The 22,800-nt window shown below is 73.9% G+C and carries 21 protein-coding genes; 7 read left to right on the plus strand and 14 right to left on the minus strand.

What is annotated here, in order from left to right:
- Window positions 1-30: 30 nt before the first annotated feature.
- Window positions 31-1,473 carry an aminotransferase class V-fold PLP-dependent enzyme gene (locus ABT122_RS01770; RefSeq protein WP_351543723.1) on the minus strand — a complete coding sequence of 481 codons (1,443 nt, stop codon included), beginning with the start codon at window positions 1,471-1,473 and terminating at the stop codon, window positions 31-33.
- A 275-nt stretch (window positions 1,474-1,748) separates the two neighbouring features.
- On the opposite strand from ABT122_RS01770, the gene ABT122_RS01775 reads away from it, so the two are divergent.
- Window positions 1,749-2,717, plus strand: coding sequence for a zinc-binding dehydrogenase (locus tag ABT122_RS01775; protein WP_351544031.1), 969 nt, complete (start codon window positions 1,749-1,751; stop codon window positions 2,715-2,717).
- Here ABT122_RS01775 and ABT122_RS01780 read toward each other — a convergent pair.
- The 3 genes from ABT122_RS01780 to ABT122_RS01790 all read right to left on the minus strand — a co-directional run bounded on the left by ABT122_RS01780 (window position 2,653) and on the right by ABT122_RS01790 (window position 6,132).
- Complete coding sequence (locus tag ABT122_RS01780; RefSeq protein ID WP_351543725.1) at window positions 2,653-3,096, minus strand: BlaI/MecI/CopY family transcriptional regulator; 444 nt, start codon at window positions 3,094-3,096, stop codon at window positions 2,653-2,655. The two genes, ABT122_RS01775 and ABT122_RS01780, sit on opposite strands and share 65 nt — an antisense overlap.
- Window positions 3,097-3,162: 66 nt before the next feature.
- A complete protein-coding gene (locus ABT122_RS01785; RefSeq protein ID WP_351543727.1) occupies window positions 3,163-4,506 on the minus strand; it encodes a cytochrome P450 in 1,344 nt (447 codons plus the stop codon).
- A 222-nt stretch (window positions 4,507-4,728) separates the two neighbouring features.
- Window positions 4,729-6,132 carry a cytochrome P450 gene (locus ABT122_RS01790; protein ID WP_351543730.1) on the minus strand — a complete coding sequence of 468 codons (1,404 nt, stop codon included), beginning with the start codon at window positions 6,130-6,132 and terminating at the stop codon, window positions 4,729-4,731.
- Window positions 6,133-6,602: 470 nt separating this feature from the next.
- Here ABT122_RS01790 and ABT122_RS01795 point away from each other — a divergent pair, with 470 nt between their 5' ends.
- The 3 genes from ABT122_RS01795 to ABT122_RS01805 are packed head-to-tail and all read left to right on the plus strand — an operon-like array spanning window position 6,603 to window position 8,345.
- Window positions 6,603-6,827 carry a hypothetical protein gene (locus tag ABT122_RS01795; protein WP_351543733.1) on the plus strand — a complete coding sequence of 75 codons (225 nt, stop codon included), beginning with the start codon at window positions 6,603-6,605 and terminating at the stop codon, window positions 6,825-6,827.
- Window positions 6,805-7,404, plus strand: a complete 600-nt coding sequence (locus tag ABT122_RS01800) for an RNA polymerase sigma factor (RefSeq protein ID WP_351543736.1) — start codon at window positions 6,805-6,807, stop codon at window positions 7,402-7,404. The genes ABT122_RS01795 and ABT122_RS01800 overlap by 23 nt, the downstream gene beginning before the upstream one ends.
- Complete coding sequence (locus tag ABT122_RS01805) at window positions 7,401-8,345, plus strand: hypothetical protein (protein ID WP_351543739.1); 945 nt, start codon at window positions 7,401-7,403, stop codon at window positions 8,343-8,345. The genes ABT122_RS01800 and ABT122_RS01805 overlap by 4 nt, the downstream gene beginning before the upstream one ends.
- 30 nt (window positions 8,346-8,375) lie before the next feature.
- On the opposite strand, the gene ABT122_RS01810 is transcribed toward ABT122_RS01805, so the two are convergent.
- From ABT122_RS01810 to ABT122_RS01820, 3 genes are read right to left on the minus strand one after another with little or no spacing between them, the layout of a single operon-like run.
- Window positions 8,376-8,675, minus strand: coding sequence for a hypothetical protein (locus ABT122_RS01810; protein ID WP_451067719.1), 300 nt, complete (start codon window positions 8,673-8,675; stop codon window positions 8,376-8,378).
- Window positions 8,672-9,274, minus strand: coding sequence for a sigma-70 family RNA polymerase sigma factor (locus ABT122_RS01815; RefSeq protein WP_351543742.1), 603 nt, complete (start codon window positions 9,272-9,274; stop codon window positions 8,672-8,674). The genes ABT122_RS01810 and ABT122_RS01815 overlap by 4 nt, the downstream gene beginning before the upstream one ends.
- Window positions 9,271-10,836 carry a sodium:solute symporter family protein gene (locus ABT122_RS01820; RefSeq protein WP_351543745.1) on the minus strand — a complete coding sequence of 522 codons (1,566 nt, stop codon included), beginning with the start codon at window positions 10,834-10,836 and terminating at the stop codon, window positions 9,271-9,273. Before ABT122_RS01820 ends, ABT122_RS01815 begins: the two co-directional genes overlap by 4 nt.
- A 200-nt stretch (window positions 10,837-11,036) precedes the next feature.
- Between ABT122_RS01820 and ABT122_RS01825 the strand changes: the two genes are divergently transcribed.
- From ABT122_RS01825 to ABT122_RS01835, 3 genes are all read left to right on the plus strand, one after another.
- Window positions 11,037-11,288, plus strand: coding sequence for a DUF3311 domain-containing protein (locus tag ABT122_RS01825; protein ID WP_351543747.1), 252 nt, complete (start codon window positions 11,037-11,039; stop codon window positions 11,286-11,288).
- Window positions 11,289-11,373: 85 nt separating this feature from the next.
- Window positions 11,374-13,497 (plus strand): carbon starvation CstA family protein, encoded by a 2,124-nt coding sequence (locus tag ABT122_RS01830; RefSeq protein WP_351543750.1) that lies wholly within the window; start codon window positions 11,374-11,376, stop codon window positions 13,495-13,497.
- On the plus strand, window positions 13,494-13,709 hold the full coding sequence (locus tag ABT122_RS01835; RefSeq protein ID WP_351543753.1) for a YbdD/YjiX family protein: 216 nt from the start codon (window positions 13,494-13,496) through the stop codon (window positions 13,707-13,709). Before ABT122_RS01830 ends, ABT122_RS01835 begins: the two co-directional genes overlap by 4 nt.
- 57 nt (window positions 13,710-13,766) lie before the next feature.
- Here ABT122_RS01835 and ABT122_RS01840 read toward each other — a convergent pair whose 3' ends face one another.
- The 7 genes from ABT122_RS01840 to tgmA form a co-directional block, all read right to left on the minus strand.
- On the minus strand, window positions 13,767-16,493 hold the full coding sequence (locus ABT122_RS01840) for a TIR-like protein FxsC (RefSeq protein ID WP_351543756.1): 2,727 nt from the start codon (window positions 16,491-16,493) through the stop codon (window positions 13,767-13,769).
- Window positions 16,486-17,445, minus strand: coding sequence for an AAA family ATPase (locus ABT122_RS01845; RefSeq protein WP_351543759.1), 960 nt, complete (start codon window positions 17,443-17,445; stop codon window positions 16,486-16,488). Before ABT122_RS01845 ends, ABT122_RS01840 begins: the two co-directional genes overlap by 8 nt.
- Window positions 17,442-19,502, minus strand: a complete 2,061-nt coding sequence (locus ABT122_RS01850) for a vWA-MoxR associated conflict system protein (protein ID WP_351543762.1) — start codon at window positions 19,500-19,502, stop codon at window positions 17,442-17,444. The genes ABT122_RS01845 and ABT122_RS01850 overlap by 4 nt, the downstream gene beginning before the upstream one ends.
- Before the next feature lie 18 nt (window positions 19,503-19,520).
- Window positions 19,521-20,495: a hypothetical protein gene (locus ABT122_RS01855; protein ID WP_351543765.1), complete on the minus strand. Its 975-nt coding sequence runs from the start codon at window positions 20,493-20,495 to the stop codon at window positions 19,521-19,523.
- Between the two features lie 156 nt (window positions 20,496-20,651).
- Window positions 20,652-21,107 (minus strand): lamin tail domain-containing protein, encoded by a 456-nt coding sequence (locus ABT122_RS01860; RefSeq protein WP_351543768.1) that lies wholly within the window; start codon window positions 21,105-21,107, stop codon window positions 20,652-20,654.
- A 161-nt stretch (window positions 21,108-21,268) separates the two neighbouring features.
- Window positions 21,269-22,204 carry an ATP-grasp ribosomal peptide maturase gene (gene tgmB, locus ABT122_RS01865; RefSeq protein WP_351543771.1) on the minus strand — a complete coding sequence of 312 codons (936 nt, stop codon included), beginning with the start codon at window positions 22,202-22,204 and terminating at the stop codon, window positions 21,269-21,271.
- A 14-nt stretch (window positions 22,205-22,218) separates the two neighbouring features.
- A complete protein-coding gene (tgmA, locus tag ABT122_RS01870; RefSeq protein ID WP_351543774.1) occupies window positions 22,219-22,410 on the minus strand; it encodes a putative ATP-grasp-modified RiPP in 192 nt (63 codons plus the stop codon).
- Window positions 22,411-22,800 lie beyond the last annotated feature (390 nt).

Here is a 22,800-nt window from a genome sequence, read left to right on the forward strand (position 1 = left end):
ACTCCCGCGCCCGGCCGCTCCTCCGGTCCGTCAGCAGCTGGTGCGCGGGACCAGGCCGTCCGGGAGGGGCTCCCGGTCGCGGTAGGCGCTCTCCAGGAACCCCAGCAGCGCGTCCACGTCCCGGGGGCTGGAGGAGAGGCCCACCGATACCCGGACGGCGCCGCCCGACGGCAGGCCGAGCCGGGTGAGATAGTCCTCCATGGTCACCACCGTGCGGTCCCGGCCGGTGAGCCGCAGGGCCGGTGAGCCGATCGCGAAGGCCGCCTCGCCCGCGCCCGGATTGCAGAAGCAGCCCGTCCGCAGGGAGATCCGGGCGGCGGTGCTGTCCCGGGCGACCACCCGCTCGTCGACGATCCGGCCGCGGGCGTCCAGCACGTTCAGGGCCACGGTGCCGCCGCGCCGGTGGGGGGTGCGGGGCCCGTACAGCCGTACCAGCGGGCGGCCGTCGCTGTGGCGCAGCCGGGTGAGGCCCGTGAGCAGCCGGCCGGTGAGCCGGGCGACATGGCCGTGGATGGCGTCGACACCGACGGACTCGACCCAGTCGAGCCCGGTGCAGATCTCCGGGATGGCGTGGAAGTTGACCGTGCCGTCCTCGAACGCGGCCCCGCCGTCGGCGAGCCGGTGCCACTGGCCCTGGGCACTGACGACCTGGATGGTGCCGCCGGAGAACCAGGGCCGCCGCAGCAGTTCCAGCGCGCTGGTGCGGGCGATGAGACAGCCCACGCCGGTGGGGTAGCCGAACACCTTGTACCAGCTCAGTACGGTGAAGTCGGCGGGCCAGCGGCTGAGCCGCAGCCGGTTGGTGGCGGCGTACGCGGCGGCGTCGAGCAGCACGTGCCAGCCGCGCTCCCGGGCCCGGGGAATCCACTCCAGGGGGTGCTGGACCCCGGTGAAGTTGCTCTGTGCCGGGTAGGCGAAGAGGCCCCGCCCTCCTCTGCGGCCCCGCAGCGCCTGTCCGAGGTCGTCGTCGGCGACCCTCAGCTCGGGACCGGCGAGGGGGATGTAGGTGGTGGGGGCGCGCCGGGCGCGGGCGAACTCCCGCAGGCCGTTGACGGAGTTGTGGTTGTCGAGGGTGAGCAGCAGCTCCGCGCTCCGGCGCCGGAAGGGGTAGCCCTCACCGACGAGCCGGCAGGCGGCGGTGGCGTTGGCGGTGAAGACGACGGTGTACTCGGCCGGATCGGCGTCGGCGAAGTCCAGCACCCGTTCCCTGGCCCGCTCCACCAGGGCGGTGGTGGGGGTGGAGGCGGGGCTGTCGGTGTGCGGGTTGCCGTAGACGCCCCGGGCGAGCCGGTCGGCCTGGGCGCGCAGTTGCCGCCGGGCGGGCAGGCCGGACCCGGTGTGGTCGAGATATATGTGGCCGGTCTCGTCGAGGTAGCCGTACTCGGTGGCGCGTATGCGCGCGAACTCCGAGGCGGTGTCGGGGCGGTTCCCGGGTGTCGGTCGGTCGTCGGTCTCGGTGACGTTCTCGGTCATTCCATCCCCTGTCCGGCTCCCCGGCTCCCAGGATGCGGCCGGGCACACCGGGTCGGCAAGAACGCCGGGGCACGGAACGCCGCGCCACGGCCGGTGGTGACCGGCCCGGCCGCCACCCGCCGCCGGGCCGGGCGGGTCCCCGGAGCGGGGCCGCGGCATGCGGCCATCAGGGCGGTCCGGGGGTGTCCGGCGCGGAGGTTCCCCCGGGGCGGCCGGTCGCCGGGTCACGATGGGCGCGGCGGACAAGCAAGGGAGATTCCGTGGCGGAGAAGACCATGCGGGCTGTCGTCCTCGACGAGCCCGGCCCACCGGAGAATCTCCGGCTCCGGGACCTGCCGGTCCCGGAGCCGGAGCCGGGGTGGGTGCGGATCAGGGTGAGGGCGTTCGGCCTCAACCGCTCCGAGCTGCACACCCGGCTGGGGCTTGCCGAGGGGGTGACCCTGCCCCGGGTCCTCGGCATCGAGGCGACGGGCACGGTGGACGCCGACCCCGACGGGGTGCTGCGGCCGGGGCAGCAGGTCATGACGGTGATGGGGGGCATGGGGCGCACCTTCGACGGCGGCTACGCCGAGTACACCGTCGTACCGCGCGCCCAGGTGATCCCCTTCGCGTCCGATCTGCCGTGGGAGACGCTGGGCGCGGTGCCGGAGACTCTCCAGACCGCCTACGGCTCGCTGACCACCGGGCTGGATCTGCGGTCGGGGCAGACCCTGCTGATCCGGGGCGGGACCTCCGCGCTGGGTCTGGCCACCGCCGCGCTCGCAAAGGACATCGGAGCGGTGGTGCTGGCGACCACCCGCTCCGCGAAGCGGGCCGGTGCGCTCGCGGAGCACGGTGTCGACCATCCGCTGGTGGACGACGGCACCATCGCGCCGCGGGTGCGCGAGATCGTCCCCGAGGGAGTGGACGCCGCGCTGGAGCTGGTCGGGACACCGACGCTGCCGGACACTCTGGCGTCCACCCGGGTGCACGGCACGGTCTGTTTCACCGGCATGCTCTCCAACCAGTGGATCGTCCACGAGTTCTACCCGATCGAGTATCTGCCGCGCGGGGTCCGGCTGACCGCCTACGGCGGCGGCTCCGCCGATCTGCCCCCGGAGGTCCTCCAGCAGTCGCTGGACCGGATCGCGGCCGGGCGGCTGTCCCTCGGGCCGGTCCATGTCTACGCCCTGGACGAGATCACGGCCGCTCACCGGGATCTGGAGGAGGGCCGGAGGGCGGGCAAGCTCGTCGTCCGGATCTGAGGTCGGGTCTTCGGCCGCCGGTGGCACCGGCGGACCGGAGCGCGTCGGCGAGGGCGCCGCGCTGCTCGGCGGTCATCGCGCCGAAGAACGCCACCAGGGCACCGGCCGGCTCGTCGCTCCGGGACCAGGCCTCGTGCATCAGTTCCGCCGTGTGGCGGGCGCGGGTCGAGACGGGCGTGTACCGGTAGGCCCGGCCGTCGAGTTCCCGGCGCAGCAGGCCCTTGCGGTGCACCTTGTCCATCACGGTCATGACGGTGGTGTAGGCGATGGGGCGCTCCCGCTGGAGGTCCACCATGACCTCTCTGACCGTCACCGGCCGGTTCCACCGCCAGAGCCGGGTCATCACCGCGTCTTCGAGTTCTCCTAATTGGCCTCTCACGGGACCAGCCTAGGAGCGTGCCGGAGCGCGGGGGAAGCGGCCTCCCCCGGCGCGGCCGGCCCGGTGTCAGTTCCGCCGCGCCTCCAGGATCATGGGGACGTGGTCGGGGTGGGCCATCGCCGACGCCGCCTCGCGGGTGGTGTGGCCGGGAACCGGGCGCAGCCGCCAGCGGGCCAGGACGGTCGCGAGGGCGATGGTCGCCTCGGTCCAGGCGAAGGCCTCCCCGATGCACTTGCGGTTGCCCGCGCCGAAGGGGACGAACGCCTCGCGCGGAATCCTCTCGCGCCGGCCGGGGAGCCAGCGGTCGGGGTCGAAGACGTCGGGGTCCGGGTAAAGAGCCGGGTCGCGGTGGACGGCGTACAGGCTGAAGGCGATCTCGGCACCGGCGGGGAGGCGGTAGCCGCCGAGTTCGACCGGTTCGGTCGTGCGGCGCATCAGCAGGGTGACGCCGTGCAGCCGGATGGCCTCGTCCAGCACCCGCCGGATCGTGGTCAGCCGGGGAACGTCGTCGTAGGTGACGGGGCGGGTGCCGACGACCTCGTCGATCTCGGCCAGCACCTGGCGCTCGACCTCGGGGTGGCGGGCGAGTTCGTGGAAGGCCCAGCTGAGAGTGGAGGCGGTGGTCTCGGTTCCGGCGAAGAGGATCGTGACGAGTTCGTCCCCGATCTCCTGGTCGGTGAGTCCGGCGCCGGTGTCCTCGTCCCGGACGTCGAGCAGCAGCGATACCAGGTCGTGCCGTCCGCTCCAGCCCTCGCGCCGGGTGGTGGCCACCACCTCGTCGATGATGCCCCGCATGCTCGCCCTGGCCCGGTCGAAATCCCGGTTCGGCCGGATCGGCAGTCCGTCGAGGAACTTCGGGGAGGCCGCCCGTACCAGGACGTTCTTCAGGATGACGGGCAGGTCGCGGCGGACCGCGTCGACGGCGGGGCGCCCGAAGTCGCCGGAGAACATCGTCTCGCTGAGGGTGGCGATGGTGTAGTCGCTCATGGCCTCCTCGACGGCGACGCGCTGGCCGTCCGACCACGACGCGGTGAGCGCGGTGGCGTGCCGGCTCATCACCTCGGTGTAGCCGGCGATCCGGGTCCGGTGGAAGATCGGCTGGATCAGCCGGCGGTGGCTGCGGTGGTGTTCGCCGTTCGCGTTCGCGAGGCCGTTGCCGAAGAGCGGGCGGACCCGGTCGTAGAGCCGGCCCTTCTCGAAGGAACGGGACTGGGCGACGGTGACCTGGTGGATGAGTTCGGCGCTGGTGGCGACGTACACGGGCAGGGTGCCGAGGCCGACCCGGACCAGGGGTCCGGTCCGCCGGAGCGAGGTGAGGAAGCCGAGCGGGTCCCGCCAGAGCTTCAGGGCGTGGCCGAGAATCGGCAGCGCGCCGGGGGCGCCGGGTATCTGCTGCAAGCCAGCGGACAACTCGTGTACTCCTCTTCTGCTTCGGCCTGCCATCCGATCGCGGCGAGGTGTACGACGGCGCACGGCACACGATACGGCTGCACTACTACGCCGCATAGTACTCACCGGAATGCGCCATTCCCAGAGTCTGCCGTCTCTACTTCTGCCCCGGGGGAGCGGAAGAATGCCGGATGCCGGCGGGATCGTCTCCCCCCGGCATCCGTGGTGCGGTACGCGGTCGCGTCAGCGCCGGCGCGCCTTCCACCAGGGGCGCCGCCCGGACGCCGGTGCGGACGCGGGGGCGGGGCGGGAGTGCGCCGCGGGCAGCGGCTGCGCGCCGGCCGGGCTCTGCTGCTCGGCCTCGGCGGCCGGGCAGACCGGCTCGAACCGCACGGGCAGGGAGCCGACGCGCTCGCTCAGCCAGGCGGCGCTGGTGTCGAGGTCGCCGTGGGAGACGGCGAGTTCGAGTCCGGGCAGCATGGTGAGGAGGGTGTCGATGCCGGTGTCGGCGATGGCGCGGCCGATGTCCTGGCCCGGGCACTCGTGGGGGCCGCTGCTGAAGGAGAGGTGCGAGCGGTTGCCGTGGACGGGGGCCGAGAGGTCGGGCCGGATCTCCGGGTCGGTGTTGCCGGCGGCGAGGCCGAGCATCAACAGGTCGCCCGCCCTGATCTGGCGTCCGCCGAGCACGGTGTCGCCGATGGCCCAGCGCCCGGGGATCGTGGAGAGCGGCGGGGCGTCCCACAGCACCTGCTCCAGGGCGTCGGGCAGGGTCATCTGACCGCCCGAGAGGCTGGCGCGGAAGCGCCGGTCGGTGAGGACCAGCCGCAGGGTGTTGGCGATCAGATTGACGGTCGTCTCATTGGCGGCGACGAGGACCAGCCGCAGATGCTCGACCACCTCGTCCTCGGTGAGGGCCGACTCATGGCCTATCAGCCTGCTCGCGAGATCCCGGCCGGGGCGCTCCGCCTTGCGCCGCACCAGGTTGCGCAGGGTCTCCACCACGAAGTCATTGCTGGCCAGGGCGGTTTCGGTGCCCTTCATCAGGTCGAGGGACGCCTCGACCAGACGGGGCCCGTTCTCCTCGGGCATGCCGAGGAGCTGGGTCATCACCAGCATCGGCAGCTTCTCGGCGTAATCGCGGATGAGGTCGGCCTCACCGGTGGCGGCGAAGGCGTCCACCAGCTGACGCGTGTGCCGGGTGACATAGCGGCGCACCCCGTGGCGGTTGAACTGCGAGAGCCCGTCGGTGACGGCGATCCGGAGCCTGGCGTGCTCGTCGCCGTCGGTGAAGACGCACACCGGCTTCCAGGCGAGCATCGGCATCAGCGGGGAGTCCTGTGCCACCCGCCCCTGCTGGAACATCGTCCAGACGCGGGAGTCCCGGGTGAACAGCGACGGCGTACGCATCACTTCGAGGTTCTCCCGGTGTCCGAGCACCAGCCAGGCGGGCAGGTCGCCGTGGAGCAGCACCGGCGCGACCGGACCGTACTCCCGGCGCAGCATCTCGTACAGCCCCCGGGGATTGCCCTCCGCCACGGGCCCGTAGAGCCGGTGCAGCCCGTCGGGGCCCAGATTGTGCGCGGGGCAGCCGGGGGGCGGCACGGTGGCGTGGGCATCGCGGTGGACGTCTGGGCGCGGGGTGGTCACAAGGCCTCCGAAGCCATGGTGAGGAGCGCCGCGCGGGCGGACGCGGTCACGGAGGTTCCCGGCGGGGCGCTCACGAACAACTCTTCCGGCATCGGACCGCGGAGCCCGCACACCCTGCTGCGGTCCTACAAGATCCTGAGCCGCACGCAGCATATCCCTGTTCCGTTTCGGCCGGACACGCCGTCAGTCCGCTCCTCTGACCGACCGGTTGGGCCCGGACGGCCGCCGGGGGGCCGGCGGCCGGGACGGGCGGACACCCATGTCGGGCGAATCACCCGCTGTGACGGAATCCTCGCTCTCCGCACCGTCGGCTGGTGGCCGGGGCAGCCCTCGCGCCGGACGCGCGCCGCCGCCACCGGCGGACCGGTCCCGGGGAGCGGGACGATGTCACACTTCCGGTTCTCCCGCGCACTACAGATCCCCGGTGCCGCGCAGGGTGTGCGGCGGGGTGTCAGGAGGCTTCTGTGGATGTGGTGGTGTCAGGAGCGGCGGTGGTCGTGGTGCTCGGCGCCGTCTGGCGGATGGCGGAGTCCGCGCGCCGGGCTCTGAAGCGGCTGGTGGAGGAGGCCGTCATGGAGAAGCTCACGGAGCCGGACCGTGCGGAGCGCCGTGCCCCGGCGGCTGTCGGCCTCCGTGTCACCGGCCCGTTCGGCGGAGCAGGGGTGAGCCCTCATGGAGGACGCGGCGGGCGCTGAACTGCAGCTGACCGGTGTGCCGGTGCCGCCGTCACCGCAGCGCCCGGTGCCGGAGGGCGCGCCCTCCGGTATCGGTCTGGCGCAGGAGCTGCACGAGGCCGAGTACCCGGGTCTGGTCCGTTTTCTGCTGCTGAGCGGGGCGTCGTGGAACGAGGCGCAGGACGCGGCCCAGGACGCCTTCACGCAGATGTGCCGGCCCGGTGTCCACATCGCGCACCCCAAGGCGTGGCTGCGGACGGTGGCCTGGCGTTCGTGGCTGCGCCAGCAGGTGCGGCCCGAGGACCCGTGCGCGGAGGTCCCGGATGTGCGTTCGCCGCACTGGCAGACCCCGGCCCACGCGGCGGAGCTGAGCGCGGAGCAGCAGCGGGTGATCGAGCTGCTGCTGGCTCTGCCGGCCAAGCAGCGGGCCGCGATGGCGTGGAATCTGGACGGGTTCACCGCCCAGGAGAGCGCCGGGGCGATGGGGATCACCCCGGAGGCGGTGCGCCAGAACCTGGCGCGGGCCCGGGCCTCGCTCAAGGCGAGCCTCCGCCGGGGGCATCCGGGCGGGCCCGGGGAGCGGGAGGGGGACGGATGAGCGGGGCGGACGGGGGCGGTGACCGGCTCGACGCGCTGCTGGCGGACGCGCACCGGCAGGTGGGCATCGCGGTCTACGACTCGCTGATGAGCCAGGGGGGTCCGCCGGAGCCGTGCGATCCCGATCTGGCGCTGAGCCGGCTGCTGGCGGCGGCCCACCGGCGGACGCTGGCCGCCGTGGTGCGGCGGGCGGACCGGGTGCGCGAGGAGGTCCGGGTGCGCCGGGGCCCCTCGGCGGGGTGCGGGAGTGTGCTGATGCGGCATCCGGCGGCGGTCCGGCTCAAGTACCGCGAGGAGACCCTGCGGATGGCGCGGGCCTACTGGCCCCGGGAGCTGGAGGTGACGGTCCGCCGTGCGCTGGAGGCCGTGCTGGAGCTGGTCGCGCGGCTGGAGGAGGGACGGGTTCCCGAGGAGTCGGGCGCGGTGCCGGCGCGGGTGGCGGCGGCGCTCGGGGACGTGCTCTCCCTGCCGCAGGCACCGCCGCGGCCGCCCGCGCTGACGGGGTACGACTATCCGGAGGTGGCCCGGGCGCGGCTGGCGGCACGGGCCGGGCGGCTCATGGACGCGGCCCGGGGGGCGCGGGGGCTGCTGGAGGCGGAGCTGCTGCCCCGGCTCGGTGACGGCCCGGTCCCCTGGACGGGCGCGCTGGAGGTCGCGCGGGATCTCGCCGACGATCTGGAGGCGGCGGGGCAGTCGGCGCAGTCGCTGCTGGCGGCGGTGGTGGAGACGGAGGAGGCGGGTGATGACTTCCGGGGGGCGGATCTGTCCGCCGTGGCCCTGGAGGGGGTCCGGCTGGAGGGCATCCGCTGGGACGCGGGCACGGTCTGGCCGCCGGGGTGGGAGCGGCGGATCTGGCGGGTCTCGCTGGCCACCGGCGACGGTCCCGGTGTGCTGGTGGTGGGGCCGGAGCCGCACGACAGCGCGGTCGCGGCCGATATCTGACGGACCGCCGGCGGCCCGGGCCGCACGGTCTCAGCCGCCGGACGGCGGGGCCGTGGGGGCAGGGGGGCGCTCGTCGCCGAAGCCGGCCCCGGAGCCGGCGGGAGCGGAGTTCAGCACCCAGAGCCCGGCGAGGACGGCCAGGGTGAAGACGACGGCGACGAGGAGGGTGAGGGTCAGCCGTCGTCTGCGCTCGCGGCGGTGCCACTCCCCCCGTGCGGCGCGGTAGGCGCCGGGGGCGGGGTGCACCTGTCCGGCGAGGGCCTCCATGGCCTCGCGCAACTGCCGTTCGGTGCCGTGGCCGTGGACCGGCTCGGTGTCCTGGCCGTTCACCGGCGGTGCTCCAGCACCTGGGTGAGCGCGGCGATTCCGCGTGCGGTGTGGGTCTTGACCGAGCCGGTGGAGATTCCCATGGCCGTGGCTATCTCGCTTTCCTTGAGCCCCATCCAGTGGCGCAGCACGAGAGCCTCGCGCTGCCGGGGCGGCAACTGCCGCAGGGCGGTGATCAGGGCCCGCTGGTCGTCGTGGAGCAGAGCGGTGTGCTCGGCGGACGCCGTCCACTCGGCGGGCGGGGCTCCGGCGTGCTTGCGGACGATCTGGAGGTGGCGTATCCGCATCCGGGTCAGATTGCAGACGACGGAGCGCAGATAGGACTCGGCCCGGTCGGCGTCGCGCAGCTTCCGCCATTTGCGGTAGATCTCGTAGTAGGCCTCGGCGACGATGTTCTCGGGGTCGTCGGCGCCGAGCAGCGCGGCGAGCCGGAGCATCGAGGTGTAGTGCAGCTCGAAGAGACGGGCGAGCGCCGCTTCCCGCTCCGGCTCGGCGGGGCCGGTGTCCGTGCCGGGCCCCGGCCCGCCGGCCGCGGGCGCGCCCCCCTCCGGCTGTGGCGCCGGCGGGGCGAGGGTGGAGGTGGCGCGTGGTGTCCGTCTCATGGGGAGCTGGTTCCCGTCTCGGGCCGGGGTGTCGGATGGGGTCGCGCGGCGAGCGAGGTGGTGTCGGGACCGCCGGGTGTGCCGCACCGGCGCAGAACGGCGGTGCCCGCGGCGGCGACGGCCAGATTGAGCAGCAGGGCGGCGAGCCCGGCGTACATCTCCACGGAACGGCCGCCGAAGCCGAGGGGCACGACCGGGGAGAAGCCCTCCCGGACCACCAGGACCGTACCGGACACCATGCCCGCCGCCCAGCCCGTGAGCAGGGCCCGGTGGTGGAGCCGGCGGGTGTAGAGGCCGATGACGACGGCGGGGAGTATCTGGAGTATCCAGACCCCGCCGAGGAGCTGGAGGTTGACGGCGGCCTGGTCGCGCAGTCCGAGGACGAAGACGACCGCGCCGGCCTTGGCGGTGAGGGAGACCGCCCGGGCGACCCGTACCTGCCGCTTGGGGGTGGCGGTGGGGTGGAAGTACTCGACATACACGTTCCGCACGAAGGAGGTGGCCGCCGCGACCGACATCACCGCCGCGGGGACCAGCGCCCCCACGGTGATCGCCCCGAGGACGAGGCCCGCGAGCGGGGCGGGCATCAACTGGTCCACCAGCATCGGCACGGCGGACTCGGCGCCTCCGTCGGGGGTGCGTATCCCGGCGGCGACGGCGGCGATCCCGAGGAGCCCGAAGAGGGCGAGCACCGCCGTCCAGGCCGGCAGCGCCACACAGGCCCGGCGCAGGGCCGCGGGCCCGGAGGCGGCGAAGGCGGCGGTCAGGACGTGGGGGTAGAGCAGCAGGGCGAGCGCGGAGCCGAGGGCGAGGGTGGCGAAGGCGAACTGCTGGTCGTCGGCGAGCACCAGGGAGGCATCGGGGCCGCCGGGGTCCGCGAGCCGGACGGCGGCGGCGTCGAAGACCGCTCCGGGGCCGCCGAACCGCTCCAGGACCAGCCAGATCGCGGCGAGCACCGAGCAGAAGACGGCGACGCCCTTGAAGCCGGAGATGACGGCCGGGGCGCGCAGCCCGTGGCGGTAGGTGGCGATGGCGAGCCCGGCGAAGAGGACGGCCATGGCGGCGTCGCCGGTGAGCCAGGGGGAGGGGTCGGCACCGCCGGCCCGGAGCACGGCGCGGATGCCGAGGAGTTGGAGCGCGAGATACGGCATCGTCGCGAGGATGCCGGTGAGGGCGACGGCCAGGGCGAGCGCGGGTGAGCCGTAGCGGGCCCGGACGAAGTCGGCGACGGTGATGTGGCCGTCCGCGCGGGCCACGGCCCAGAGCCTGGGCAGCAGGACGAAGGCCAGCGGGCAGACGATCACCGTGTAGGGGACGGCGAAGAAGGCGGGCGCGCCATTGCCGTAGGCGAGCGCGGGTACGGCGGTGAAGGTGTACGCCGTGAACATGGTTCCGCCCAGCAGCAGCCAGGTCCAGCCGGGGCCCAGGCTCCGGCCGGCCAGCGCCCAGCCGTCCAGCGCCGGGAGGGCGTCGCCGGTGCGGAAGCGGCGGGCCCGTGCCGCGAGCAGCGAGGCAGCGCCGATGACGGCGAGGAACGCCGCGACTGCGGCTCCTTCGGTCATGCCTCACCGTCCGTGCTGCGCACCGGGCGCACATCACGCGCCGGTGGTCCCGGGTCTCGTTCTCGTCCCTCCGGGGAGGGTGGGCGGGAGCGGGCGGAAATCTTCCCGGCGTCCCGTGTCAACCAAACCGCGGAGATCGGCAACTCTTCCACAGACCAGCGGGAATCAGGGAACAGACGGGGACAGCAGTGGAGGAATCGATGGCCGCGGACGATCGCGGGACGGCATCCGGTACGGGACGAACCGTCCGCCGGGTGGCGGCCGGTGTCGCTCTGGCCGTGCCGGTGGCCGCCCTGCTGTGGGTGCCCTGGTACGCGCGGGAGGGGCCCCGGCTCGCGGGGGTGCCGTTCTTCTACTGGTACCAGCTCGCCTGGGTGCCCGGCGCGAGTCTCGCCCTGTTCGCGGCCCGGCTGCTGACCCGGCCCGCCCGGAGCCGTCCGCCCGAGCCCTGATCCGGCCCGGCCCCGGCCCGTACCGCACCCCGCCCCGTACCGACCGTTGTCCGATCCATCCACCGCCAACCGCCAAGGAGCCAGCGTGTCCCGGTCCTCCGCGCCCCTCTCACGGGCCCATCCGAAATCGATCCTCCTGTGGACGGCCGTCGCCCTGACCGGCGCGGTCTGCTGGGGTGTGCTGGCCCTGGCCCGGGGTGAGGAGATCTCCGCCGTCTGGCTGGTCGGCGCCGCTCTCGGGTCGTACGCCATCGCCTACCGCTTCTACTCGCGGTTCATCGCGAACCGGGTGCTCAAGCCCGATGACACCCGCGCGACCCCGGCCGAGCGGCTGGACGACGGGGTCGACTACCAGCCCACCGACCGCCGGGTGCTGCTCGGGCACCACTTCGCCGCCATCGCGGGCGCCGGGCCCCTGGTCGGTCCCGTGCTCGCGGTGCAGATGGGCTATCTGCCGGGCACGATCTGGATCGTCTTCGGTGTCATCTTCGCCGGCGCGGTGCAGGACATGGTCGTTCTCTTCCTCTCGATGCGCCGGGACGGCAAGAGCCTCGGGCAGATGGCCCGGGAGGAGATCGGCAAGGTCGGCGGCGCGGCGGCGCTCATCGCCGTCTTCATCATCATGATCATCCTCCTCGCGGTGCTGGCGCTGGTCGTGGTGAACGCGCTCGCGCACTCGCCGTGGGGCACCTTCTCGGTGGCCATGACGATCCCGATCGCCCTGTTCATGGGCTTCTATCTGCATGTCCTGCGGCCCGGAAAGGTCCTGGAGACCAGTCTGATCGGTGTCGTCCTGCTGCTGCTGGCGATCGTGGGCGGCGGCTGGGTCCAGAACTCCTCCCTGGCCGACACCTTCACCCTCAGCCCGACGACCCTGGTCTTCTGTCTCGTCGTCTACGGGTTCATCGCCTCGGTGCTGCCGGTGTGGATGCTGCTCGCGCCGCGCGACTACCTCTCCACCTTCATGAAGATCGGCACCATCGTGCTGCTGGCGCTCGGGGTGCTGTTCGCGGCGCCCGTGCTCCAGGCCGACGCGATCACCTCGTTCGCCTCCTCGGGAGACGGACCGGTCTTCGCGGGGTCGCTCTTCCCGTTCCTCTTCATCACCATCGCCTGCGGCGCGCTCTCCGGCTTCCACGCCCTGGTCTCCTCCGGCACCACGCCGAAGCTGATCGAGAAGGAGTCGCAGGTCCGGATGATCGGCTACGGGGCGATGCTCATGGAGTCGTTCGTCGCCGTGATGGCGCTGATCGCCGCCTCCGTGCTCGACCCCGGGCTGTACTACGCGATGAACTCCCCGGCCGGACTGCTCGGCTCCAGCGTCGAATCCGCCTCCCAGGCCGTCGCCAACCTCGGCTTCACCATCTCGCCCGAGGAGCTGACGGCGGCGGCCAAGGCGGTGGAGGAGAGCACCCTGGTCGCCAGGACCGGCGGTGCGCCGACCCTGGCCGTCGGGATGGCGCAGATCTTCTCCGATGTCATCGGCGGCGAGGGGATGAAGGCGTTCTGGTACCACTTCGCCATCATGTTCGAGGCACTCTTCATTCTGACCACCGTCGACGCCGGCACCCGGGTGGGGCGGTTCATGCTCCAGGACATGCTGGGCAATGTGTGGAAGCCGCTCGGCCGGGTCAACTGGAAGCCGGGCATCTGGCTGGCGAGCGCGCTGGTGGTCTCCGGGTGGGGCTACTTCCTCTACGCCGGAGCCACCGACCCGCTCGGCGGGATCAACCAGCTCTTCCCGCTCTTCGGCATCGCCAACCAGCTGCTCGCGGCGGTCGCCCTCACGGTGGCCACCACCCTGCTCGTCAAGTCGGGCCGGTTCCGCTGGGCCTGGGTGACCGGCGCTCCGCTCGCCTTCATCGTCGCCATCACCTTCACGGCGAGCTGGCAGAAGGTCTTCTCGCCCGACCCCCGGGTCGGCTTCTTCGCCCAGCGGGACAGGTTCGCGGACGCCATCGACGCGGGCACGGTGCTGCCGCCCGCCAAGAACATGGACGACATGCACACCATCGTCACCAACTCGACCGTGGACGGTGTGCTGATCATCGTGTTCGTGGTGCTGGTGGCGACCGTCATCGCCAACGCGGCCGTGGTGTGCGTGCGCGCCCGCCGCTCCCCCACTCCCCCGGCGACGAGCGAGACCCCCTATGTGGAGTCCACGCTCAACGCACCGAAGGCGGAGCCGCTGGCGGGGGTACGGGAGTGAGCGGCGCGGTCGCGTCCGGGGCGGCGGCGGTCCTGCGGGGGCTGCGCGCGGTCCACTGGTATCTGCGCGAACTCACCGGGGAGAGCGCCTACGACCGGCACTGCGAGCGCCACCTCCGCATGCATCCGGAGCTGCCGCCACCGTCGCCGCGCGAGTTCCAGCGGCTGCGCACCCGGCAGCTGGAGGAGCATCCGCAGTCCCGCTGCTGCTGACCGGGGCCCGCGCGCGGGCGTGCCGCCGCAGGACCGCGGTGGCACGCCCGCGCGGGGTCAGGGAGGGCCGGCGGCCCGTCCGTACCGCTGTTCGGCGGCGCGTACGGCCTCGGGCAGCAACGCGCGGAAGGTCGCCGCGCCCAGGGCGCTGAGCACGTCGGATTCGGCGGTCACGGTCTCCATCAGGCGCGGCATCGCCGACATCAGCCGCCGGTACAGCTCGGAACGCGACGGCCGGGGAGCGCCGGTGCCGCTCCACACGAGGAGGGGAAGGGTCCCGGCGCGCGGCAGCGCGTCGTAGGAGGCGAGGCGGTCGCGGAGCGGACCGTCCTCCAGTGCCCAGGTGTCGATGAGCAGGATTTCCGGCCCGGGGAACGGCGGGGCGTGCTCGTCGAAGGGTTCGACCGAGACCTCGCGGCCGAGCGAGCCGATCAGTTCCCGGGCCGTCTCCACCAGCGGGCGTCCCGACTCCGGGAAGAAGGGGTTCCAGTCGTGGGCGTGGGGGCCGTAGTGGCGGCCGTCCCGCCCCTCCGGCAGGTTCCAGACACTCGGGGCGACCACGGTGATCCGTACCGGACGCGCCCCGCCGGGGGGCTCAGCGAAGGCGTTCGGCACCCGCCCGTCGCCGGCCGGGCCGGCGGGGGCGACCTCGACGGACCCGGCGACGGAGACGATGCGCAGGGCCAGCCGGTGGACGGCCGCTTCGTACTGCTCCAGGAAGGCGCGCCGCGTGACCAGACCGTAGAGGCCGTCGGCGGCGTAGCGGTCGCCGATGGCCCGGTGGTCGAAGCCGAGCCGCTCGGCCGCCGCCGGCAGTCGGCCGGACGGGACCGGGACCCAGAGCGCGGGCACGATCGCCTCGCTGCCCCGACTGCTCCTGGTTCCCTTCCGGGCGGTCCGCCGGGCGAAGGCGGCCCACTCCCGGCCGCACAGCTCGCTGGCGAAGTACCGCGGGGAGTAGAGCGGGACGAGGACCCGGCAGCGGGCCAGCGCCTCGGCCGGCGGCTCCGCACGGTCCGCGCCGGGCTCCGGTCCTCGTTCCATCACCCCGGGCCGCATCCCGTCGGGCAGGTCGGCGACGGCCGCCACATGGGCGCAGAGATCCATGAACAGCCGCTCCACCCAGAGATTCGGGTCCGGGCCGCCGGCCCCGGGCGCGGGGGTGCGGGCGTAGCTCAGAAAGAAGTACGGGCGTTCGGGGCCGGTGTCCCGCACCGTCGCGGGCACCGGTTCCGGGAGGGGTGCGCGCCCGGCGGCGGCGGCCGGCGGCGGTGCGGGTTCCGCCACCGGCATCCCCAGCCTCCGCAGGGTCTCCGCCGACGCCGAGGCGAAGGGCGCGATCCCCGGGGCGACGGCCGACTCCCCCCGCTCGTCGGGGACCAGCGCGGGGAGACCGGCCGGGCCGGGGGCGCGCTCGGCGATGAAGCGGCTGACCGCGTCGTGGGTGCGCCGGGCGTCCCGGACGCCGAGGCGGTGGGCCAGCAGCTCCCGTACCCCCGGGCGGAACTCCAGCACGGGTCCGCCGCTGTCCGCCGGGCCCGCCCCGGTGATCTCCAGAAGGCCGCCGACGACGACCGTCGCGGCGTCGGCGGCCGTGGCGTCGGGGACGAGTTCCTGGCGGACCAGATGGAGCAGTCCCGTGGTCAGCCGGGGGTAGAGCGAGCAGAGCACGGCGAGCCGGAGGGCCGCGGGCGAGGCGCGGTGGAGGAAGGACTCGATCAGCCCGGCCGCGTCCGAGACCGCGGGCGGCGGCTGCGCGGGCCGCACCGCCGTCCCGGCAACCGGTACGAGCACGGCCTGACAGCCCGCCGGGTCCCCGCGCATCAGGGTGCGCGCCCAGCGCTCCACCGAGCGCGGCGAGAGTCCGATGACCGGGACGGGCAGCCACCGTGACCCGGGGCCGGACGGCTCCGGCTCCAGCAGCGGCGGTGTCGCGAAGGGGAGCCGGCCGTTGCGCGCGCCGGGGCCGGGCGGCGGGGCGACCCTGACCGCCGGGAGGTCGAGCCCGCAGTGGCGCCAGATGCCCGGCGGCAGCGGGTTGAGGAGGACGGTGGGCCCGGCGGTGGCCCATCGGTGGACCCGGGGCCACAGCCCGCCGTCGCCGGGGACGCAGTCCGAGACGACGAGCGTCAGCCGTCGGGGACGGTGGGGCGCGCCGGCGCCGGCGGGCTCCACCGTGTCGGTCCGCTGGACGCGCAGCGTCCGGAAGACCCCCGTCCGGGCCAGTACGGAGAGCAGTTCGCCGATGGTTTCGTCCCAGACCCTCATGGTGGGCGAGCGGTCGAGGGCGACGGTGAGATCGAACCAGCGCTCGGGGGCGGGCCGGAACGCGGGAACGAGTTCCCCGCCGCGCGCGTAGTCGGCGATGGTGGTGCCGATGTCGAGCCGCAGCTCCCGGCCGTCGCGCCAGGGGCGGCCGAGCGGCCTGAGAGCGGTGGCGATGCGCCGGGAACGGGGCAGCGCGGAGCCGGCCGGCACCTGCAGCCGGCGGGCGGGGACACGGGGCCCGCCGGGCTCGGCGACCGCGGGGAAGAGACGGCGGGCCGCGGGCCGCTCCCGGCCGGCCGGCTCGTCGGCGCCGGGGGCGGGCGCGCCGGCGGCGGCGCGGTCCGGGTCCGGTGGGGCGGCCGGGGGCGCGGGCGGGCGGCGGGCCGCCAGCCAGAGCAGTTCGGCGACGGCGACACCGTCCAGGTCCCGGCCGAGCCCGCCGAGCGCCCCGACCACGGTGGTCAGGGCGGACGGACGGGCCGGCGCCGCCTCGTCCGCCCGGTCGCCGTCAGGCACCGGAGAGGTCCCGCATCAGCAGGGCGATCAGCTGCTCGCGCTCCTGTCCGGAGGCGGGAGCGCCGTGGAGCAGATGGAGGGTGCCCAGCAGTTGGTCGACGGCGACGCTCTGGCCGGCGGCGACCCGCCGGACGAAGTCGTCGACCAGCTCCGCCTCCGGCCCCGACGCGCCCACCTCCAGCCGGAGATGGGCCCGGACCACCCGGCGGATCAGCTCCGCCGTCGGCCTCGGCATGGTGAAGCGGACACAGCGGCGCAGAAACGGGGCGGGCAGTTCCTGTTCGCCGTTGCTGGTCATCACGGTGAAGGGGAACTCGGTGCACTGGACGTGCCCCCGGTGCACCGATCCGCGCCGATCGCTGTCCCAGAGCCGCACCTCGGCCCGGTCCCCGCCCTCCCGGAGCAGCTCGGGGATGCGGAACTCACCCCGTTCCAGTACGTCGAGGAGATCGCCGGGGAGATCGAGGTCGGCCTTGTCGATCTCGTCGATGAGCAGGGCGCGCGGGCGCCCGGCGGGGAGCAGCGCGGTGCCGAGCTGGCCCAGGGTGAGGAAGTCGGCGATGTCGTCGGACCCCGTGGCGGGCGCGGCGGTGTCCGTGCGGGCCCGCTCCTGCTGGAGGCGGTGGGCGTGGATGCGGCCGAGCGCGTCGTACCGGTAGAGGGCGTCCGCCAGGGTGCTGCGGGAGGTGATGTGCCAGCGCAGCACCGGGCCGAGGTCCAGTTCCTCCGCGACCTGCTCGATCACGGTGGACTTGCCGGTTCCGGGGCCGCCGGTGATGAGCAGCGGGCGGCGCAGGGCCAGCGCCGCGTTCACGGCGGCGGCCAGGCCCTCGGGCGGCTGGAACGTATCGGCCGGGGAGTCCCGGGGGAAGGTCCGCCAGGGCGGTGGCTCGGGCAGCTCGGTCCCCGGTCGGGCGACTCCGTCGCCCCGGTAGTGGGCTTCCACCGTCATGCGCCCCCTTCGTCGGCCGCCGGCGCGCCCCCGGTGGGCGTCGAGCGGAAGTACCAGCAGAAACGGAGCCATTCCCGGTCGTCCCAGACGGCCCGCAGTTCGGCGAGATCGCCCGCGTCCGCGCCGCGCCAGCTCTCGCGGTAGGCGTGGAGCAGCGCTCCCGGCATGGCCCACCAGCGGGTGTCGAGACAGCCGTGGCGCTCCTCGGGGAAGCCGAGGTCGGTGCGGGGCCAGAGCAGGACCGGGGTGTAGGCGAGCAGGATCTCCAGCAGCCGGGGGTCGCCGCCCGGGTGCTGGGTCAGACCGATGCCCCGGGTGTAGCGGCCGGTGCGCAGCCGGCCGCGGAGCAGCTGCCGGTCGGCGAGGTCCTCGTGGGCCAGCCAGTCGACGGGCGCGCCCGACGCGGCGCCGGAGATCGTCTCCCAGCGTTCGGCGACGGTGGTGTCGACGCTGCGCAGCACGGCGTCGGGGGTGAGTCTGCTGCTCCAGTGGAGCCGGACGTCGAACCGCACTCCGAGGAGGAGCGCGGTGCCGGCCTCCTCGGGCCGCCACTCCAGCAGCAGGGCTCCGGGGACGGCGATGTCGAGGCGTTTCAGCGGCAGCAGGAGGGTTCTGGCGAGGTCCTCGGCCCAGAGGGCGGCCGCTTCGAGCGCGGCCTCGGCGCCCGGCCGGTCGGCCGGTTCGGCGGGGAACTGCTCGTGGTGGAGGACGGAGCCGTCCAGCAGCAGCCAGGCGTCGAGGGTCTCGGGCCACTCGCCGGCGAGGGAGGAGTGGAGGCTGACGACGAGGCCGAGCCGCTGCTCGTCGCCGCGGGCGGTGGCGTACCGGATGGCGTCGTTGACCTGGGCCGGTGCCTGGATGAGCCGGCCCCAGCCGAGGAGTTCGGGGTCGTCGGGGCGCTTGCCGCAGTGCAGGCCGAGGAGGGCGGTGAACCGGGCGAGGGCCGCGCGGCCGTCGGGCTCGGACGCGGGGTGGTTGAAGGCCAGTTCGTCGACGATCGCCACATCGGTGACGGCGGTCCCGGGCGCGGGGACGCGCTGTTCGGCGGCGAGCAGGGTGTGCAGGGCGTGCCGGAGGGCCTCGGTGGTGAGGCCGGCGCCGGTCCAGGAGCGGATGAAGGTGACGGTGCGCAGGGCGAGGAGGAGGCTGTCGAGGGCGCGCAGGGCGCGTTCGCGGGCGGGGCCCGCCGGGCGGGTGAGCACCTCGTCGCGGCAGCGCTCGGCGGCCGGCACGCCGGTGTCGGGCAGGGGCGGCGGCGGGTCCAGGGCGGCGAGGGCCTCGGTGAGTTCCTCGTGGGCGAGGGGGCCGCCGAGGCCGCCGGGGAGGGGTTCGCCGGCGCGGGTGTTGCGGGCGAACCACAGGGGTTCGCCGGCGGTGCCGTCGTAGTCCAGGCCGGTGACGCTCTGTCCGGTCAGGGTGGCGCGGAGCGCGGAGCGCAGGTCGGCGGTGGTGAGGGTGGGGCCGCGGCCGGGGATGCCGGAGCGCAGCAGGGCGGTCAGGCCCCGGGAGAAGGCCAGGTCGACGGCTTCCTCGTGGAGGGAGGCCCCCATGAGCAGGGCGATGCGGGTGTTGCCGAGGGTGGTGCCGGAGGTGAGGTCCTGGGCGGCGGGGAGGGCGCCGGCCGCGTGGCAGGTGTCGACGATGCCGAGGACTCCGGGGATCGCGGGGTGGTCGAGGGCGGTGGTGAGCAGGTCGGTGACTTTCACGGAGCGGTGTCTGAGGTCGTCGTGGGAGTCGGCGGCCATGAGGTGGAGGGTGCCGCTGCCGCCGGGGGTGAGCCCGTGGCCGAGGAAGGCCAGGACGAGGACCGCGCCGCGTTCGGCCGCGTACTGGATCGCCCGTTCGGCGGCGGCGGTGATCTCGGCGCTGGTGAGGTGGTCGCCGGTGAGGAGGGTGGTGGTCCCGTCCGGGAGGCCGGGCCGGCAGTCCCCCACCGAGGGGTCGGTGAGGACGGCGCCGAGTGCGGCGGCGGCCTTCTCCAGCCGGACCAGACGGCCCATGGAGGTGCACTGCGGTGCGATGACCAGGACGTGGCGCTCGGGGTGTCCGTGTCTCATGCCGTCCCGCCGCCCCGCTCAGCCGGGGCCGGTGGCGGAGTCCGTCAGCGCTTCGGCGACGGGTCCCGCGACATCGGGCCGGGCGAGGTAGGTGGTGGCGGAGTGGACCCACAGGCCGTCGGCGTCGGTGCGGGTGCTGACCGGCAGCACCCCGGTGGGGCCGGGCCTCAGCTCCCGCTCCAGACGGGGGCGGACGGCGATGAGGTCGTCGCGGTCCCAGAAGTTGAGCCAGCGGTGGACGCTGTCGGGCACGGACGGGGGCTGGGGCAGCAGCCGGGGCCAGACGACGGTGCGCATGGCGATCGGGGAGCCGAGGGTGGCGAAGAGCGGGACGGGCGCGGGGTGTTCGTGGAGGGTCTCCAGGGCCACGACGGTGCCGAGGGAGTGGGAGACGACGAGGGCGGGCCCCTCGCCCAGGGCTTCGGCGACGCGGGCGCGGGCACGCCGGTGGAGGGCGCGGCCGGTGGCGTCCTCCTCGCCCCGGGCCAGATAGCGGGCGACCTGGGCGAGGTGGTGGACCATCAGCCTGGGGGTGATCCAGCGGGCGGCCGGGCCCCAGGGGCGCAGCGAGAGCACGGTGGTGGCCACGTTGAGGGCGCGGCGCACGAGGGCGGGTCCGCCCTGGCTCTGGGCGCGGGGCTGTGCCTGGGCCCGGGCGTGGTCGAGCAGCGCGCGTTCGCGGGGGTCGTCGGTCGCCTCGGCGAGGGCGTCGACCCAGGCGATGAGGAGTTCGGCGAGGAGGGCCGCGCCGGGGTCGGCGGGGCCGGCGGGGAGGTGGCCGCCGCCCTGGCCCTGGGCCTGGTCGCGGCGGAAGAGGTCGCCGTAGTGCGCGAAGACGGTGTCGATGCCCCGGCCCCCGGTGAGTTCGGCCGCGAGGCGGCTGTGTCCGGCGGCGCGCATGCCCGTGGCGAGGGCCGCCGTCCACTCGGCTCGCTCCCGGGCGGGGTCGCGCGGCGGGCCGATGCCGTGGACGAGAACGAGCCTCGGTCGCATCCGCCGTCCTCCCCCCGGTCCCCGGCACTGCGCTGACGAGCAGATTAGCAACGGGAGGCGCGGCGCGGGGCCTGATCGTCGGGAAGGCCGGACGGCGGCGGAGGGACGGGGTGTGCCCACCCGGTGGGCGGGCACACCGTCACGGCCGGCGGCCGGTCAGCACGTCTTGGAGTCGACCCGGCTGGAGTTGTAGGCGCAGGTGTCCGCCGTGGAGCCGGAGGCCTTCTTCAGCGTGGCCGTGTCCCTGTCGTTGTTCCAGACGTAGGCGCCGCGGCCCTGGTAGCGGGTGGCCGCGGTGTTCTTGCCCTTGCCGGTGCGTATCGTCACCGTCTTGCCCTTGCCCAGGGTGTAGGCGCCGAAGGTGTACTTGTGGTTCGCCTTGTCGGTGAGGGTCCAGCCCTTGAGGCTGACGGCCGACTTGGTGGTGTTGCGGATCTGGACGTACTCGCCGTTCAGGCTGGAGTTGCTGCGGTTGTCCTTGCCCGGGCTGTCGTAGTGGATCTTGTACAGATGGACGGAGCCCTTGGCGGCCTGCGCGGGCGAGGGCAGCAGAACGGCACCGCCGAGACAGGCCGCGACGGCGGCGGCGGCGAGGGTACGCGTGTGGCGCATGAGCATCCTTCACAGATCAGGGCCGGGCACCCCCCACATGTGGGCCCGGCACGAGATCCGCAGCTTATGCCCAAAACACATTCCGTGAAGGAATCTCGCAGAGTGTGGATGATCCGCGAAGCTCCGTATCGCCCGGTCCCCCGGGCGCCTCTCTCATGCCGTCATGGGGACTCCCCGGGTGCGCCGAGCCAGCGCGCGACCGCCGCGGCGATCGGCTGTCCGGTCTCCAGCTCGACGAAGCCGAACTGGCCGCCCTGGTTGCACTCCAGGAACCACCAGGTCCCCTCGGTGTCCTCGGCGAAGTCGAAGGCGCCGTACGCGAGGCCCGCCGCGCGCCGGTACTGCTCGACGGCCCGCTGGACGCGGGGCGGGACCTCGACCGGCTCCCAGGTGTGGCCGGTGTCGCCGAACCGCCCGTCGACCTGCCCCGGCCCGGCGGCCTTCCGCGCCGCGAACGACTCCTCCCCGACCGCGGTGAGCCGGATGTCCGCGCGCTTGGCCACATACCGCTGGAGCAGCGTGGGACCGGCCGCCACATCCGAGAAGTCGGCGTCCGGCGGTACGAGCGTGGTGGGCAGCGCCATCGGCGGGTCGCCCGGCGGCCGGCCCGACACGGCCTTGACCACCACCTGCCGGTACTGGTCGGCGAACTGCTGGGCCACCTTCGGATAGGTGGTGATCACCGTGGCGGGCACGGGAAAGCCGCTCCGGTGGGCGAGGCGGAGCTGCCACGGCTTGAGCCGCGCCCTGGCCGCGGCGCACCGGTCGTTCATCCAGCGCGCCGCGGTGCAGTCGAGCATTCCGTACAGCGCCTGCCCGGTCTCGGCGGAGAGCCAGGCGGACGGTTCGGGGGCGTGCGCGGCCGGTTCGCCCGGCCGGCGCACCCAGATGGAGCGCAGGCCGTCCATGCTCACCACGCGCCCCCCCGTGGAGAGATAGCCGCGGAAGTCGCCCCGGACGTACTCCGCGGAGAGCGCGCTCTCGCCGGGGAGGTCGCCGGGGTCGAACCGGACCAGGGGGACGCCCTGCTCATGGAGTTGCGCCACCACCATGTCCGCGGTCACATCCTGCTCACAGGTCAGGATCAGCACCGTCATCGTGCGCGGCGTTCTCAGTCGTCGAAGTGGGTGGCGGAACCGGCTGTGGAGGTCGTGGTGCCGACCGCCGCCAGCAGAGCCCGGTCCATGATGGCGGGGCGCCCGTCGGCCAGCACATTGAGCTGGAGCGAGGCGTCGTACGAGTACTGGTCGATCACAGGCGCCAACTCGGCCGGACGTGCGTAGTTCCACGCGAACGGTTTCATGCTTTCTCCCTGGCCCACACGGGACTGTCTGGGGCCACTGTGTGGCCACACGAGAGCAATACGCGGAGTTGATGTAGTTGATTCATCACATACCGTCATGCTGCTGAAAAGAACGTGCCAGCCGGACGTCCCCGATCCGAGCAGCCGTATATCCGCACCGCTAACACATCCGCACACGCGGGTCGTTGACGTTTTACTGACACCTATGGAGACGCTCGAAACACGGAATCCGTGCACTCCCGCGGTAAGTGATGTCGGTCACCATCAGCCCCAGGCGTCCCACTGATCACTCTGGTACCGACGTTCACCCAGCACCTCCCATCACGCGGTGAACACGGCGTGATACCGCGTTCCTTGTCGGTGAGCCCGGCCGGCGCCCCGTCGAACGGG

Origin of the sequence: Streptomyces sp. NPDC001985 (assembly GCF_040296845.1) — a bacterium.
Lineage (GTDB): Bacteria > Actinomycetota > Actinomycetes > Streptomycetales > Streptomycetaceae > Streptomyces.